The organism is Ureibacillus sp. GCM10028918 (assembly GCF_042666115.1).
Taxonomy (GTDB): domain Bacteria; phylum Bacillota; class Bacilli; order Bacillales_A; family Planococcaceae; genus Ureibacillus.
The window spans coordinates 38,092-53,828 of the sequence record NZ_JBHTFK010000017.1; the positions used below are offsets into that span (position 1 = coordinate 38,092).

Sequence of the window (15,737 nt, forward strand, 5' to 3'; positions counted from 1 at the left end):
AATACCAGTCTATGAAACTTGTTTTATCTTTTCAAATTAATGACCGCTGTGATCTGTTTCTTCTTCAGTATGATTTTCGTGATTAGAATCTTCGTGACTTCCATCGTTAGCTTCATCAGAAACTTCGTTATGTGCATGCTCTGGAGCAGGACTGAACTCTAAATGTGTTCCTGTGAATGTCATTTGGCCGAGATGGCCTGGTTCTAATAATTTATCAAATTCACTTTCAGTTATTGGTTCAGCAGTTTCGTGAACTTCATCTACCCACTCATCAAAATCTGCTTGGGACATCGCAGTTACATTAAACGTGTTTTCTGCGAATCCTTTACCACTAAAGTTTGCATTTCGACCCATATATTCACCAGCTTCATCAGCAGCTAGGTGAAGTGTAGTTACCATATCAGACATCGCATATTTCTGACCACCAAGTTGTGGAATCCAGAAGCTTGTGATTGGTCCGTAAGAATAAAGTTTAAACTCTAGCGGACGGTCCGTTGGAACATATAGGTAGTTCACCGTTTCGATACCTTCTTCTGGATAACTAAAGTGCCATTTCCAGTCTGAAGAGGAAGCATATACAACTAAGGGTTCTTGATTTTCATAACCTTCTGGTGTTGATTCTACAATATAATTACTTTTTACAGAAACAAATGATAAGTAAGCTACTATTAATATAGGAACTCCCACACAAATGATTTCAACCCATTTATTTCCATGGATGTGTGGTGGTTCGTAATCATCAGGCATTTTTGAAGCACGATATTTAAATAGAATATATGCTAAGATGACCATGACAACGATTACAATAACAGACATGATGCCAATTGATAACAAAATATCATTTGCTTGTCTCTCAGCTTGTGGACCTTTTGGATCTAACACTAAAAGTGGTTCACAACCAGCTAGTATAAAGACAAGTGCCATCATGGACGTTAATAATGTCCATTTTTTTCTCATAAAGATATTCACCTTCCCTTATTAGTCAAAAGAAAATCACCCGTTGACTTCCTCCATCACTATAACTCTATTTTAATCATAGAAATAGTAAAATCTTTGTTTTAAGGGTGAATTCACAAAAGGTTCACCATCTATTCAAAAGTTATTCACATAAAGTTCACGATTTATCAACAACTGCTTAAAAATGTAAAATCATGGTATGAAAACGTGTTCATTATACGTTTTTACATCTAAATAAGAGGGCATATTATTTATGATTTTAAAAATGATGTTATTTCGAAATAAAAAAAGATCTCTATGAAAGAGACCTTTTGTTTAAAAGCTAATCGTTAATTTTATTATCCTGGTATTCAATCTTCTTTAAAGCTTTTTCAAAATTTTGTTCCTGAGAAATTTCTTCGCGACTATTATGGTTTTTTGGTTTTTTCATTTTCCTGAATGTTGTACTGGATTTTTTAGCCATAGATTCTTCACCTCCATTTTGTATTTTGTGCTTTTTTTAGAATGCAATTCACTTACTAAAAAATGCTTCAATAAAAATCAATCTTGTTACATTTTTTTAAATTTTTTAGTGATTAGCCCTTCCATTTGACTGGAACCAGCATTTACTAGTAAATAGAAGGAGGGCTGACAGTGGGTTTAGACTGGAATTCCAATAAAGATACAAATGATGATCGCGGAAGTAATCGTATTGAAGGTGAAGTAATTTTTGAGAGGAATTCGCTTATCATCGGTCAAAATTTTTGTGTAAACGCAACTATTGGTCAAGAGCAGAAATTAATCATTGAGGATAATAATGTATCAAATAAAAATGAAGAGAAATTTGAAGAATCCTCTGTTTTTTTTCAAGAAATGGAAACAGTTGAGGAAGCCCCCAAAAATCAAGATTATACACTCATTTATGCAGCTCCGGCATCACCCATGCGTGCGGCACTTCTAATGACCGTAATTGCGCGTAATTTGTCTGATAACGACGTGTTAATAAGTATTGAAGATGATGAAGAAGTGCTAGTTGAAGAAATTGTTCCTGCACATTCAGAATTAGCATTAACTGCTCAAAATGCTTTATTTTTAAGAGCTTTAGCACTTTCTAGCAGTAAGGTACAATTTTATATTAGTGTTTATCTCCCAACAAATTCGTTTTAGAAAATTAGACAAAACATCTTGATCGGGCTTCACCAACACTTCTTTTTTGATGATTAATTAACTCAACATAACAATAGTATTTTTCATAATGTGAACAAATTTTATGTATTAATCGAATGCAGGAGGGAATGATTTGGTTTTGAAAGACTATTTTCTTCATCTATTCGATTATCATCTATGGGCAAATGAACAAATAACACAACATTTAAAAAAACTGCCAAATGACCTATTAAACCATCAATTAAATAGTGTTTTTCCTGTAATTGCAAAAGACAATAGGCCATATTTTAGCAGCTGATGAAACGTGGTTCCTTCGAATGCAAGAAAAAGCAAATGATATACAAATCATAACAGCTAAATCAATAAGGAATATTGAAGATATTGAAAGAGAATCATTTGTCCTATATTCAGACCTACGCAATTATCTTTTACATAAGAATATAGAAAGCCAAATAGATTATAAAAATACAAAAGGTGAACAATTTAGGAATAGTATTTCTGAAATGATTCAGCATATGGTGAATCATGGAACCTATCATCGAGGGAACGTAGCAGCGATGATTAGGCAAATGGGGTATGAGCGCGTTGCAACAGATTATCTTAAATATGTAAGAACTTCATAAGATTTAAGTGTAAAAGGTTGGAAAATATCCAACCTTTTTAGTCTTGCCAACTACTAATTTGTTTCTTTAATAATTTCAATATAAAACTTTATTGCACTAAGATAATTTTTAATACTTATATGTTCATTTGTACCGTGCATTCTGTTTAAATCATCTGAGGTTATTTCAATTGGCAAGAATCGATAAGTATTATCGGATATCATGTCATAATGTTTTGCATCAGAACCTGCAAACATTAAATATGGTGCGATAATGGCTTCATTATAGACATTTCGTGCTGCTTGTTGAATTGATTTAAATTGTGGTCCGTCTATAGACGATACATTAGATGCTTCTGAACCTGTAACCGTGACTGTAATCTCTGCATCATTTATTGTGTTGACAATAAATTTCTTTACATCTGCTAGCGAATCACCCGGCATTAAACGTAAATTAACAATTGCAGAGGCTTCTTCTGGCAATGCATTATATTGTTCTCCAGCTTGGAAGATGGTTGGGGCAATGGTTGTACGAATTAGTGCTGCCGTTGCAGGTTTTTGAAGCAAAATGTGTTCAATAACAGGTTTAAATAGAAATTTATTAGCAAATACATACTTCATGCCAAAGTTCATCTCTGGAGCAACAAATTCGAATAAGTCATTGCCGGGACCTCTTAAATTTCCATCAAATTGTGTTTCTTCTAATTTGGAAATTGCACTAGCAATTCTTCCGATATTTGTTCGATTTTTAGGTTGTGAGGAATGTCCTCCACTACCTTTTATGGAAATGGTTGCTGTTGCACTACCTTTCTCAGAAATGCCAACTACTCCTACTGGCTGATCCACGCCTGGTACCATATTCTCGACAATGGCACCACCCTCATCGAGGATAAAATCAAACTGTATACCGCGTTGTTTTAAAGTTTCTGCTATTGCTTGTGCTCCAAGTTCTCCTCCAATTTCTTCATCAAAGCCGAACATAAAATAGATATCTCTTGTTGGTGCAAAACCTTCATTAAGTAAGTATTCTGCAGCTTCTAATATACCAATGACACCAATTTTGTCGTCAAGCGTACCCCGTCCCCAAATCATTTTATTTTTAACGGAACCGCTAAAAGGATCGTACTCCCATTCATTTTCCGTGCCACTAAGTACTGGTACGACATCATAATGACTTGTAAATCCAATGGGTTGTTCATTTGGATTTGCCCCCATCCATTTATACACAAGCCCGTAATCATTAATAAACTCTAATTCTAGTTTTTCGTGAACGTTTGGATAACTATCTCTTAAAAAAGCTATAAAGCGATTGAACTCATTGAAATCAAATTTTTGACGGTCTTGATAGGAGACAGTTTTAAAAGTGAGCGCTTTCGAAAAACGTTGAACGGCTCCATCTTCATTAAGTTCAACTGTAGTTGGCGCCGGAGGAGGTTGTTTTGATGATATAAATAACGACTTTGATAGAGTATATCCGGCAAATACGACTAAAAGTGCAGTCACAATTAATAAAGTTTTCTTATATTTATTCACAAAATTCCCCATTCAAAAGAGATTAAATTTCTATACTATTAATTTTACGCTAAAGTTGAGAATATATGATTAGTATAAAAATTAGACAATTCAAACGATTAAATCTGTAAGACCATTTTTTAAATAGTTGCTGCTTATTTTGTTTTCTCGATTTAGATTTAGGGAAAAAATAATAAATAGAAGTTGGAGAGGAGAATTGAAATGTTATCTTATATAAGAAAAGGGACAGGGGAAACACTTGTATTAGTGCATGGTTTTTTAGGAGCAAAAGAGATTTTTTCTAGTGTAATGGAGGATTTGACAGAAGAATACGATGTAATCGCTGTTGATTTACCTGGCCATGGTACAAGTCAAATAGAAAAGAAAAGCTATTCCGTTTATGATTATGCGAATGAGATAGCAGAAGTTCTTCGTCATGAGAATGTCTCAGATGCAAGTTGGCTTGGTCATTCTTTAGGAGGTTATATTGTTTTAGCAGCACTTGAAAAAAATATAGCTCCAATTAACAAGGCAATATTAGCTTATTCATCTGATGTATCTGATACAGAAGAACAAATAGAAAAACGAACCAATCAACAATCCGAGATTCCTGAAATTGGGGTCAAACAATTTGTTGATCAAATAATCGATGCATTTTTTAGTAATAATGCGAAAAAAGAATCAATTGTTTTTGCTCGAAATATAGCTTACCAAGCTTCTGAAGAAGGGTTAATTTTAGCTTTGGAAGCTATGAAATCACGATCAAATCAGAGAGATTTAACTGAACAACTTACTATTCCTGTTTTAATTATCGAAGGCTCCCAAGATAAAATTGTTAAACCTATTGAAAATAAAAATCCAAATATCCAAAAGATAGCGACGAACACAGCTCATCTTGGAATGTTGGAAGATCCACAAAGTTTTCTAAAAGCAATTCACCATTTCATGTCCTAAAGTTATTGATAAGTGAACTTATTTATTATATTTCACTTGTTGATTTCGTAATTTATAAGTTCATTCGCGCATGTCATTAATTGCAGCATACGAGCGTTTGTCAACAGTCTGAAGCTTAGTTCTTATATTGGAACTAAGCTTTTTTCTCGTTCTCCTTTGTTGAGAGTATTCACTATCGCAATCAATTACTACCACATTATTTTCCAGAAAGTCGAGAAGGTAATAATAGAGAAATGAAAACGCTTTTATTTTTTTGCATAAGTGAGTTGGAAAATTCATAACGTGTTGTAACTGAGTATTCTAAGAAATTGTGAATATTGTTTGACAATTTTATACTCAAATAAATTTATTATTAAGGGGATGTATTTAAATGGATTTTACACTAACTGATGAACAAAAAATGATTCAAAAAACAGTTCGAGACTTTGTAAATAAAGAACTTAAACCTTTAGAGCAAGAAGTATTGAAAAACGAAAGAGAAGGTAGACCAGGTATTTCTCGCGAGAAGGTAAAGGAACTAAGAGACAAGGCCAAAGAAATAGGTTTCTGGGGTATTAATACGCCAGAAGAATATGGTGGAGCTGATTTAGGGCCGATTATGTCAGTATTAATCGCAATGGAACTAGGAAGAACTTTTGTTCCATTTAACTTTGGAGGTTCAGCTGACAATATTCTCTATTTATGTAATGAAGAACAGAAACAGAAGTATTTAATTCCAACTATCAATGGAGAAAGACGGTCCTGCTTTGCTTTAACTGAACCTGGTGCAGGATCTGATGCAAGGGGAATACAAATGCCAGCTGTAAAAGATGGAGATCATTGGGTTTTAAATGGGGAAAAGGTTTTCATTACAAACGGAAATGAAGCGGATTTTGCGATGGTTTTCGCCGTAACAGATAAAGAAAAAGGTGCTAATGGTGGAGTTACTTGCTTCCTTGTAGACCGAGAAATGGGTTGGAAATCAGAATATATCTATACAATGGGTGAGTGGGGACCAGCAACTCTAGTATTTGATAACGTACGTGTTCCAGAAGAAAATATCTTAGGTGAAGTAGGTCAAGGGTTTAACCTGGGTATGCAATGGATTGGTCAAGGACGCTACATGATTCCGGCGGGTGCAATCGGAGCAGCAGAACGATTATTACAAATCGCGATTGATTATTCAAAAACTCGTGTGACATTCGGTAAACCAATTGCAGAACGTCAAGCAATCCAATGGATGATTGCAGATTCAGCTGTTGAAATTGAAGCGGCAAAATGGATTGTATTTAGAGCTGCATGGATGGCGGAAAATGGCATGGACGCACGTCATCAATCATCAATGGCGAAATTAAATGGAGCAATTATGGCAAACGAGGTAGTGGATCGTGTATTACAAATTCATGGTGGTATGGGCTATACAAAAGAGTTACCGATTGAACGCTGGTATAGAGAACTAAGATTACATCGTATTTTTGAAGGTACTGACGAAATTCAACGCCGTACGATTGCACGCAATCTAATAAAAGGGCATGCAAAAGTTGGGGAGTTGCTTTAAGATAACCTCGTGATCACTTGCTTTGTTAACATACTACCCAGTCAGTTATTATGCCGTACTGATACTAACCGGTTAGTTACGATTTATACCCTTGAATGAATATACTGTTAGCCAAAATTTATATAACCCTATAGAAAGGGGGCAAATATGAGATCTGATAGAATTGCGGCCATTGTTGGTGTTGCTGAGTCTGATATAGGAAAAACCCCCGGCAAAAATGTGTTGCAACTTCAAGCCCAAGCAGCAAAATTAGCGTTGGATGATGCCGGGTTAACAAAAAACGATATTGATGCTGTGTTCACTGCAGGAAATTGGGCATGGGCACCAAACCTAATGTTGGCTGAATATCTTGGAATCCAACCAAAGTATACAGATTCAACTAATATTGGGGGCTCCTCTTTTGAGGCTCATGTAGGGCATGCTGTAGCGGGGATAAAGGCTGGATTATTCGAAGTGGCACTCATTACTTATGGAAGCACAAACAGAACAAATCCGTCTAATTCGACATTTAAATCGCCGCTTACAGCTCAGTATGAATTGCCATATGGTTTGCCGACACCTGTCGGAGCATATGCTTTAGCCGCGATGCGACATATGCATCAATATGGGACAACATCAGAACAATTGGCAGAAATCGCCGTAGCAACTAGGAAATGGGCAGTGTTGAATGAAAAGGCTTACATGAAAGAAACGATAGAGATTGAGGATGTCCTGAATTCGCGGAAAATTGCCGAACCCTTGCATTTATTAGACTGCTGTTTAGTATCGGACGGTGGTGGTGCAGTGATTGTTGCCTCTAAAAACGTGGCAACAAAATTAAGAAAAAATCCTGTTTGGATATTGGGTCACGGCGAAGCACATTCCCACAACACGATTACCAATATGCCTGATTTGACCGTTACAAGTGCTCGTGAATCTGGCAAAAGAGCGTTCGAAATGGCCGGTATTAGCCATGATGAAATAGATGTCGCCGAAATCTATGATTCTTTTACTATAACGGTATTATTGACTCTTGAAGCGCTAGGTTTTTGCAAACCGGGTGAAGGCGGTGCATTCGTAAGCGGTCAGCGAACAGCCCCAGGGGGAGAATTCCCTATGAACACTAATGGCGGAGGGTTATCCTATTGCCATCCTGGAATGTATGGAATCTTTTTATTAATCGAGGCTGCTCGTCAATTAAGAGGTGAATGTAGTGCACGACAGATAGATAATGCAAAGATTGCATTAGTGCATGGTACAGGAGGAGTTCTTTCCTCTACGTCAACTGTAATTTTAGGGAGGGATTAAATGATAAAAGATCTGATTCAATCTGCAATCGATGAAGAATCAAAACCATATTGGAATGGGTTAAAGGAAGAGAAACTGCTCATTCAGTGTTGTGGAGATTGTCACCAGTCTATCTTTTATCCAAGATCTATATGCCCTCATTGTTTTTCAGAAGATATAAGCTGGCAAGAAGCGGTAGGAACAGGTAAAATATATAGTTTTACAATTGTGCACCAAGCTTTTGGACCGTTCAAAGGTGAAACTCCGTTTGTCGTAGGCATTGTTGAACTTGATGAGGGAGTAAGAATGATGACAAGAATTCTTGGTGATAGGGATCTTATTGCAATAGATAATCGTGTGTCAGTAGTATTTAAAACGGTAGAGGATGACCTCGTTCTTCCATATTTTGAAGTAATTTGATTTAGGTAAATAATCCTGAGAAAAATACAAAACGGAAGAATCAATCATCTTCCGTTCTTTTTTAAAGATAAAGTATAAGCTTTTGAAAAATGCGTAGCTGCTGCAGGTATTCGCTCCTCGAAGGCAACTGGAAACCGTCTTGATAGCATACTGTTTTCGCACTTCTCAATAAAGTATATGGATGGAAAGTTGCAACATCCTCACAAGATGTGGCGTTTTGTCGGCCAGTTGCTTTCGCAAGTTATTTCGATCAACTAGTGCTTTACTTATCAAAGTGAAAGAAGATGAAAAATTATGATGGATAGGAAGGCATTCTTTTTACTAGGATTCATAATGTTTTTAACGATGACAGGTTATGGAATAGTACTTCCTACATTGCCATTTTTAGCAGACGATTTAAATCTCTCATCAGTCCAGATGTCCTCATTAATTATTGTCTGGGCTATTGCACAGATGATTACTTCACCAATATGGGGTCGTTTGGCTGATAAAATAGGAAGAAAACCAGTGTTAATAATGGGGGTTTTTGGTTTTGGCATAGCCTTCCTTATGTTAATTTTTGCACAAAATTATTGGCAATTATTATTAGTGAGACTAATTGGTGCAGCAATTTCATCTGGTGCTCACCCTGCTGCTTTTTCGATGGTAGCAGACCAAACTAAGAAAGAGTTTAGAAATGAATCCATAGCTAAAATGGGCGCAGTGAATGGTCTCGGTTTTTTATGTGGTCCTGCCATAGGGGGGTTATTTTCTCCTTTGGGCGTAGTTGTTCCTTTCATTATTGCAGGTTCTCTAGCATTGATTACAATTCCATTTGCGCACTTTTACATTCAAGACAAGATGATCAGTGATGATGAGAATGAGTCATCTTCACAAAAGGAAACGATCTCCTTTTGGAAATCTATTTTAATGATAGCAAAACCGGGTTATTGGAACCACTATACAATTATTTTAGGATTATCGATCGCTGCCTCCAGTTTCTTTGGGCTACTAGGTTATTTCATGATTGAACGTTTTGATGCTACCCCTGCATTTGTCAGTCTTGCCTTTAGTGCACAAGCAGGCATTTCTGTCATCGTGCAATTCTTTTTGCTTAAGAAATGCTACGAATTATGGGATGAAGAAACTATTACAAAAATGGGTTTAGTCATTACAACGGTTGGATATTGCTTTATCAGTTTTGCACCATTTATTTGGGTAGCGATATTAGGCTGTATACTAACCGGTCTTGGTCAGTCCTTGGTACGTCCTACTACGATTGCGATGTTATCGAAACGTAACGAGATGGGGCAAGGCATAACAATGGGACTCCAAAATTCTATGGATAGTCTTGGGAGAATACTAGGTCCTCTTTGGGGGGGATGGGTATTTGTATTCTTGGCATCAGCTCCATTTATAACTTCCGCAATTATCACGGCACTTCTAATCGGCATAGCATTTTTAACCACTTATCAGCAGAAAATTCAAATTGCTATACCTGAACAAAAAGACACTAGTAACTCATAATTAGCGAATAGTTGGCTCCTTAAAATGAAAGCGTTTTTAACTTCATTCAGAAGAATTTTGCCACTTCTTTATGTGGTGTGATGAGGGCAGAAATAATCCATACAGCTGGGGTATAACCCTTGGCTGAATGAAGTTAAAGCCTCCGGCGGATGCCACAGATTGTTTAGCGGAAGTCTATCGAGCAGGATCGATAAAAATCTGGGCGCATATGTTTTGACTGCGACGAAAACTTGCTGCAGTCGCAAATACGCCAAGGCGCATTTGATAGTTAACCTTATTATGAAAATAGTAAATAAAATCAGGAGGGTAACATGCTACTAACTGAATTATTGGGTGAAAATATTGAAAAGTTTGGTGAGTATAACCTTCTTTACTATAATGAGAAAACTTATACGAATTGTGAGACGGAAATCATTTGCAAAAAAGTCTCAAGTCTAGTTCATTCTCTAGGAGTAGAAAAAGGGGAACGGGTATTAATTTGCATGCCGAATTGTCCAGAAGTAATCTTCTCATACCAAGGAGTATTAGGAGTAGGAGGTATCATTGTTCCTGTCATGTACCTCTTACACGAAAATGAAATTAACTTTATCTTGAAAAATTCCGAAGCAAAAGTGGTCATAACTTCTTCCATACTCTTGCAGAAAATAATCGGCGCAACAAATGGTTTGAGTGTTAAACCAAAAATTATTTGTATCGATCAACCAAATGAAACCGACTTAAAAGAAGGAATCGATGTGATTGAGTGGGATACGGCACTGTCAAATATGCCACTCTATGAAAATGATTCGTTGCAAATGAAAGAATCGGATGTTGCCGTTATTTTATATACTTCCGGTACAACTGGTGCTCCAAAGGGCGTTATGCTAACACATAAAAATCTATATGCGAATTCTATGTCAGGGCTGGCACTGAGAGATGAAGAGGATACTAGAGGAACTACGATAGGTGTTCTTCCCCTAGCACATATCTATGGGTTTGGAATTATGAACGGCATGTTCTTGCTTGGCAGTTCTGTTGTTATTTTCTCCAAATTTGATGCAGAAGAAGTATTTAAAGTAATTGAAAAGCATAAAGTGAAATCTTTTGCAGCTGTTCCTGCAATGGTGCATGCTATGCTGTACCATCCCAATGCCGAACAATATGACTTGTCGAGTCTAGAAACAGTAGGTTCGGGTTCCGCAGCTTTGGCGATCAGTTTACGCCATAAATTTAGAGAAAGATTTGGAGCAGAAGTACGAGATGCTTATGGACTTTCTGAAGCTTCTCCGGGTGTTGCTTCCCAACGTAATAATATGCCAATCAAAGAAGGTTCTGTAGGTCTTCCGATGCCGGGAGTAAATATCAAAATTGTCGATGAACAAGGGCAAGAGGTACCAGTTGGTGAAGTAGGAGAATTATTAGTCCAAGGTGATAATGTAACACCAGGTTACTATAAAAATGAAGAAGCGACAAAAAAGACTTTGGTAAATGGATGGCTTCATACTGGTGATATGGCAAAGGTAGATGAAGAGGGTTATTTATATATAGTGGATCGTAAAAAAGATTTAATCATTCGAGGTGGCTTTAATGTTTACCCTCGGGATTTGGAAGAATTGCTGGTCAAACATGAGGCAGTTCTGGAGGCTGCCGTAATAGGGGTTCCCTCTGAACGAATGGGTGAAGAAATTCTTGCTTGTATTGTGAAGAAGACGGACGCAATTGTAAGCGAACAAGAAATAATAGAATACTGCCAAAAGAATTTAGCAAAATATAAAACGCCGCGTCATATTGAGTTTATTGATGAACTTCCTAGAAATGGTGTAGGGAAAATATTGAAAACGAAGTTGCGAGAACAATTTGCCGCACTTTCTCTAGACAATTAATGGTATGTCATAAACTTGAAAGGAGGAATTTGATTGGCCCAAAACTCTACCACACTTTTGCAAGTGGAAGAAATGAAAACGGTTTTTAAAACGAGGACGGGAAATTTAGAGGCTGTTGATGGTGTTTCTTTTAGTATATCAAAAGGTGAAACGGTTGCTATCGTTGGAGAATCAGGATCTGGTAAAAGTGTTTCGGCACTTTCCATTTTAAGATTACTAGATAGTAATGGTGAAGTAACTTCAGGTAAAATTTTATTCAATGATCTAAATTTGAAAGACTTAAGTAATGAAGAAATTCGAAAAATTCGAGGTAACGAAATTGCGATGATTTTTCAGGATCCCATGACATGCTTGGACCCTGTTTATACCATTGGGGATCAGATTATCGAGACGATAAAAATTCATGAAGACCTAAGCAAAAGTGAACTACGAGAGCGTGCGCTTGAATTATTAAAATTAGTTGGACTGCCGGACCCGGAAAGCAGAATTGACGCGTATCCTCATCAACTATCCGGAGGTCAGAGACAAAGGGTAATGATTGCGATCGCTCTGGCTTGCAGGCCAAACTTAATAATAGCAGATGAGCCGACAACAGCTCTTGATGTAACGGTTCAGGCGCAGATTATGCAATTACTGAAAGACTTGCAATCACAATTTGGAACAGCAATTATTCTTGTTACGCATGATTTGGGAGTTGTAGCTGAAATGGCGGACAAAGTGGTTGTTGTCTATGCCGGCCAGGTTGTTGAACAGTCTTATGTTAAGGAGTTATTTCATAAACCACAACATCCCTATACTGAAGCATTAATGAAAAGTATCCCCAAAATAGATACTGATAAAAACCGCAGGCTACAAACAATAAAAGGGAATGTGCCAAGTTTAAAAGAAATACCATCCGGCTGCCGTTTTCACCCTAGGTGTCCTCTTGCTACAGAAAAATGTAAAAGTGAGGAGCCCCCACTTTTTGAGGTAGCTGTCAATCGGGTTAGTAAGTGCTGGATGGCCGATCCAAATCTTCAGGAAAAGAGGGATATCCCTGCTTTAATAGAAGAGCAAGAGTCTGACTTTGAAGTGAATGAACATCTTGTCAGTAAACAATTGCTGTTAGATGTAAATAACTTGCAAAAATATTTTCCAATAACAAAAGGAATTCTGTCAAGAACAGTAGGTCACGTGAAGGCAGTTGATGGGGTATCACTCAATATTCATAAAGGCGAAGTTCTTGGTCTTGTTGGAGAATCGGGTTGTGGGAAGTCAACAGTCGGACGCTTAATAACAGGACTGATTGATTCAACGAATGGAGAAGTCAGCTTTGACGGGAAACAATTTTCAAGTGCAAATCGAAAAGATAAAAAAGGGATAAGAAAACGTATTCAATTTGTTTTTCAAGATCCTTATAGCTCGTTAAATCCAAGAATGACAATTTTGGATATTATTGGTGAACCTCTAGAAGTTCACAATTTAGCAAAAGGATCTACTAAAATACAACGGGTAGCAGAGTTGCTTGAAATTGTAGGATTATCTAAAAATGATATGCATAAATTTCCGCATCAATTCTCTGGGGGGCAACGACAAAGAATTGGTATTGCCAGAGCTCTTGCAACTGAACCAGATCTCTTGATTTGTGATGAGGCAGTATCTGCTTTAGATGTTTCTGTTCAAGCACAAATTTTGAACCTCTTGAAAGATCTTCAACTTAAAATGGGATTATCCTATTTGTTCATCTCGCATGATTTGAATGTGGTCAAATATATTTCCGATAGAATTGCGGTTATGTATCTGGGTGAAATTGTTGAAGTGACTGATTCTGATACCTTATTCAAGGAGCCTCTGCACCCATATGCAAAAGCACTTATTTCGGCCGTACCAGTACCGAACCCGGAAATTGAACCTGAGAGAATTATATTAAGAGGAGAAGTACCAAGTCCATCAAACCCACCAAGTGGTTGTAAATTCCATACGCGATGTCCGGCTGCAATGGATGTCTGCAAACATCAAAAACCTGAATTAAAAGCCATTTCTGAAGGTCATACCGTTTCATGTCATCTCTATGGAGAGGAGCAAAGGCATGATTGAATATATCGTTAGACGTTTAATTTTCGGAATATTCGTTCTATTCATCATGACCACTTTTATTTTTATCGTCATGAGAGCAGTTCCTGGTGATGTTGTCACACTACAATTGGCTAATTCCGGGGCTACTGCCGAGCAAATGGACGCATTGAAGGCGGAAATGGGTCTTGATAAGAGTGTACTAGGCCAACTGGTTGATTGGGTATCGAAAGCTGTACAAGGAGATTTAGGAAATTCGCTTTGGTCAGGTCAACAAGTATCACAAATTATACTGGAAAGATTGCCAGTGACCATTCAATTGGCAGTTATGTCAATCGTTTTAGCCATTATCATTGGAATACCGATTGGTGTCATTTCAGCAGTTAAACAGAATTCCTTTATCGATCACTTCTTAAAAATAATTTCAATAGGCGGTTTATCTATTCCAAATTTTTGGTTAGGGCTAATATTACTAACCGTTCTATCATTGGCGTTAAACTGGATTCCTCCATTAGGGTATCAATCTTTTGTTGATAATCCCTTTGTAAACTTGCAACAAATGTTTTTACCGGCAATCTGTTTAGCTATAACACTTAGTGCAAGTATTGTTCGTATGACAAGATCTGCGGTACTTGAAGTATTGCATTCTGAATTCATCAGAACAGTTCGCGCGAAGGGTGCAAAAGAAGGAATTGTTATATTCAGGCATGCGCTTAGAAATTCTTTAGTTTCAGTTATTACCTTGATCGGTTTACAAATTGGCTATTTGCTTGGTGGAACAGTTGTGCTTGAATCGATTTTTGCACTTCCAGGACTAGGCAGTTTGATTTTTGAATCAGTATTAATAAGGGATTACCCAATTGTTCAATCAACAGTATTGGTGTTTGGTGCGATGTTTTTACTAGTTAATTTGGTTGTGGATGTTATGTATGGCTGGGTAGATCCACGAATTAGAGCTAAATAATATAGTTCTTCAATATTCTTGTTTCAAGAAAAGGAAGTGATTCGCATGTCCCAAGTTCAATTAGACTCTGAATTGCCAAATGAGAGGATAAAGGCGGGTAAGAATCTGCATTTGAGAAAACTCAAACAGGACTGCAAACGCTTTATCATCACTCAAAAAATTGGTTTCGTGTCTCTTTTAATTATCCTTGTTGTGGTGGCGGTTGCAATCATTGCTCCAATCATTGCACCTTATGACCCTATAAGTCAGGATCGTGCCGCTTTTCTGGCAGCTCCAAATGCACAGCATGTGATGGGAACTGATGACTTAGGTCGAGACGTGTTCAGTCGACTTGTTTATGGTTCTCAAATATCGTTACTTGTTGGAATTGTAACAGTAGTTATTTCAATAATTTTAGGAACTTTGATTGGTATGGTATCAGGTTACTTTGGTGGAATTGTTGACATGATTATTCAACGAATTATGGACGCAATTATGTCCATACCGGCTTTAATACTAGCTTTATTTATCGCAGCACTATTAGGACCTGCAATCCAAAATGTCATTATCGCACTTGTCATCATAGAAGTACCTCGTTTTGCAAGGATTGTTCGGGGAGAAATGCTGAGAATCCGTGAATCGAATTATGTAGAAGCATCCCGTTCAGTAGGGGCAAGCTCACTCAGAATTATCATGAAGCATGGTTTACCAAATATGATGGCTCCCATTATTGTTATGGCAAGTCTTGCATTTGGTCAGACCATCATTGCAGAGGCATCACTTAGTTTTCTTGGAATTGGAACACCGCCACCGAATCCCTCATGGGGGTTGATGCTTAGTGATGCGAGCATGTATATGGAAAGTGCTCCGTGGCTCGTTCTTTTCCCAGGATTAGCTTTAAGTATATTGGTTTTGGCTTTTAACTTATTTGGGGATGCACTTCGTGATTTCCTTGATCCAAAGATGTCTTAGAGTTTAAAA

At 37.2% G+C, this 15,737-nt stretch carries 14 protein-coding genes; 11 read left to right on the forward strand and 3 right to left on the reverse strand.

Annotated features, from left to right (window positions below):
• Window positions 1-36 precede the first annotated feature (36 nt).
• Together qoxA and ACFQU5_RS13120 are read right to left on the reverse strand one after the other, a co-directional pair.
• Complete coding sequence (gene qoxA, locus ACFQU5_RS13115) at window positions 37-957, reverse strand: cytochrome aa3 quinol oxidase subunit II (RefSeq protein ID WP_390288445.1); 921 nt, start codon at window positions 955-957, stop codon at window positions 37-39.
• Between the two features lie 322 nt (window positions 958-1,279).
• Window positions 1,280-1,420 (reverse strand): hypothetical protein, encoded by a 141-nt coding sequence (locus ACFQU5_RS13120; RefSeq protein WP_390288447.1) that lies wholly within the window; start codon window positions 1,418-1,420, stop codon window positions 1,280-1,282.
• Window positions 1,421-1,590: 170 nt separating this feature from the next.
• Here ACFQU5_RS13120 and ACFQU5_RS13125 point away from each other — a divergent pair, with 170 nt between their 5' ends.
• The gene (locus ACFQU5_RS13125) at window positions 1,591-2,103 is read left to right on the forward strand and encodes a hypothetical protein (protein WP_390288449.1); all 513 of its coding nucleotides are present in this window, start codon (window positions 1,591-1,593) and stop codon (window positions 2,101-2,103) included.
• Window positions 2,104-2,366: 263 nt separating this feature from the next.
• Complete coding sequence (locus ACFQU5_RS13130; RefSeq protein ID WP_390288451.1) at window positions 2,367-2,726, forward strand: DinB family protein; 360 nt, start codon at window positions 2,367-2,369, stop codon at window positions 2,724-2,726.
• A 53-nt stretch (window positions 2,727-2,779) separates the two neighbouring features.
• Here the strand turns inward: ACFQU5_RS13130 and ACFQU5_RS13135 are convergent, their stop codons facing one another.
• Window positions 2,780-4,237, reverse strand: coding sequence for a M20 family peptidase (locus ACFQU5_RS13135; protein ID WP_390288453.1), 1,458 nt, complete (start codon window positions 4,235-4,237; stop codon window positions 2,780-2,782).
• Window positions 4,238-4,438: 201 nt separating this feature from the next.
• Between ACFQU5_RS13135 and ACFQU5_RS13140 the strand changes: the two genes are divergently transcribed.
• The 9 genes from ACFQU5_RS13140 to ACFQU5_RS13180 all read left to right on the forward strand — a co-directional run bounded on the left by ACFQU5_RS13140 (window position 4,439) and on the right by ACFQU5_RS13180 (window position 15,728).
• On the forward strand, window positions 4,439-5,170 hold the full coding sequence (locus ACFQU5_RS13140; protein WP_390288455.1) for an alpha/beta fold hydrolase: 732 nt from the start codon (window positions 4,439-4,441) through the stop codon (window positions 5,168-5,170).
• Window positions 5,171-5,540: 370 nt separating this feature from the next.
• On the forward strand, window positions 5,541-6,707 hold the full coding sequence (locus ACFQU5_RS13145; protein ID WP_390288457.1) for an acyl-CoA dehydrogenase family protein: 1,167 nt from the start codon (window positions 5,541-5,543) through the stop codon (window positions 6,705-6,707).
• A gap of 147 nt (window positions 6,708-6,854) precedes the next feature.
• Entirely contained in the window at window positions 6,855-7,994 is a 1,140-nt protein-coding gene (locus ACFQU5_RS13150) for an acetyl-CoA acetyltransferase (protein WP_390288459.1), read from the forward strand.
• Window positions 7,995-8,393, forward strand: a complete 399-nt coding sequence (locus tag ACFQU5_RS13155; RefSeq protein ID WP_390288461.1) for a Zn-ribbon domain-containing OB-fold protein — start codon at window positions 7,995-7,997, stop codon at window positions 8,391-8,393. It begins immediately after the preceding gene.
• Window positions 8,394-8,687: 294 nt separating this feature from the next.
• Window positions 8,688-9,899, forward strand: coding sequence for an MFS transporter (locus ACFQU5_RS13160; protein WP_390288463.1), 1,212 nt, complete (start codon window positions 8,688-8,690; stop codon window positions 9,897-9,899).
• A 311-nt stretch (window positions 9,900-10,210) separates the two neighbouring features.
• Window positions 10,211-11,761: a class I adenylate-forming enzyme family protein gene (locus ACFQU5_RS13165; RefSeq protein WP_390288465.1), complete on the forward strand. Its 1,551-nt coding sequence runs from the start codon at window positions 10,211-10,213 to the stop codon at window positions 11,759-11,761.
• A gap of 72 nt (window positions 11,762-11,833) precedes the next feature.
• A complete protein-coding gene (locus ACFQU5_RS13170; RefSeq protein WP_390289317.1) occupies window positions 11,834-13,837 on the forward strand; it encodes an ABC transporter ATP-binding protein in 2,004 nt (667 codons plus the stop codon).
• The gene (locus ACFQU5_RS13175) at window positions 13,830-14,777 is read left to right on the forward strand and encodes an ABC transporter permease (protein ID WP_390288467.1); all 948 of its coding nucleotides are present in this window, start codon (window positions 13,830-13,832) and stop codon (window positions 14,775-14,777) included. The genes ACFQU5_RS13170 and ACFQU5_RS13175 overlap by 8 nt, the downstream gene beginning before the upstream one ends.
• A 45-nt stretch (window positions 14,778-14,822) precedes the next feature.
• Entirely contained in the window at window positions 14,823-15,728 is a 906-nt protein-coding gene (locus ACFQU5_RS13180; protein WP_390288469.1) for an ABC transporter permease, read from the forward strand.
• The last annotated feature ends 9 nt before the right edge of the window (window positions 15,729-15,737 follow it).

Excerpts from the sequence above, each read along its gene's own strand:
- qoxA (WP_390288445.1), bottom strand. The coding sequence starts at position 957 with ATGAGAAAAAAATGGACATTATTAACGTCCATGATGGCACTTGTCTTT.
- ACFQU5_RS13120 (WP_390288447.1), bottom strand. The coding sequence starts at position 1,420 with ATGGCTAAAAAATCCAGTACAACATTCAGGAAAATGAAAAAACCAAAA.
- ACFQU5_RS13140 (WP_390288455.1), top strand. The coding sequence starts at position 4,439 with ATGTTATCTTATATAAGAAAAGGGACAGGGGAAACACTTGTATTAGTG.
- ACFQU5_RS13145 (WP_390288457.1), top strand. The coding sequence starts at position 5,541 with ATGGATTTTACACTAACTGATGAACAAAAAATGATTCAAAAAACAGTT.
- ACFQU5_RS13150 (WP_390288459.1), top strand. The coding sequence starts at position 6,855 with ATGAGATCTGATAGAATTGCGGCCATTGTTGGTGTTGCTGAGTCTGAT.
- ACFQU5_RS13155 (WP_390288461.1), top strand. The coding sequence starts at position 7,995 with ATGATAAAAGATCTGATTCAATCTGCAATCGATGAAGAATCAAAACCA.
- ACFQU5_RS13160 (WP_390288463.1), top strand. The coding sequence starts at position 8,688 with ATGATGGATAGGAAGGCATTCTTTTTACTAGGATTCATAATGTTTTTA.
- ACFQU5_RS13165 (WP_390288465.1), top strand. The coding sequence starts at position 10,211 with ATGCTACTAACTGAATTATTGGGTGAAAATATTGAAAAGTTTGGTGAG.
- ACFQU5_RS13170 (WP_390289317.1), top strand. The coding sequence starts at position 11,834 with ATGAAAACGGTTTTTAAAACGAGGACGGGAAATTTAGAGGCTGTTGAT.
- ACFQU5_RS13175 (WP_390288467.1), top strand. The coding sequence starts at position 13,830 with ATGATTGAATATATCGTTAGACGTTTAATTTTCGGAATATTCGTTCTA.
- ACFQU5_RS13180 (WP_390288469.1), top strand. The coding sequence starts at position 14,823 with ATGTCCCAAGTTCAATTAGACTCTGAATTGCCAAATGAGAGGATAAAG.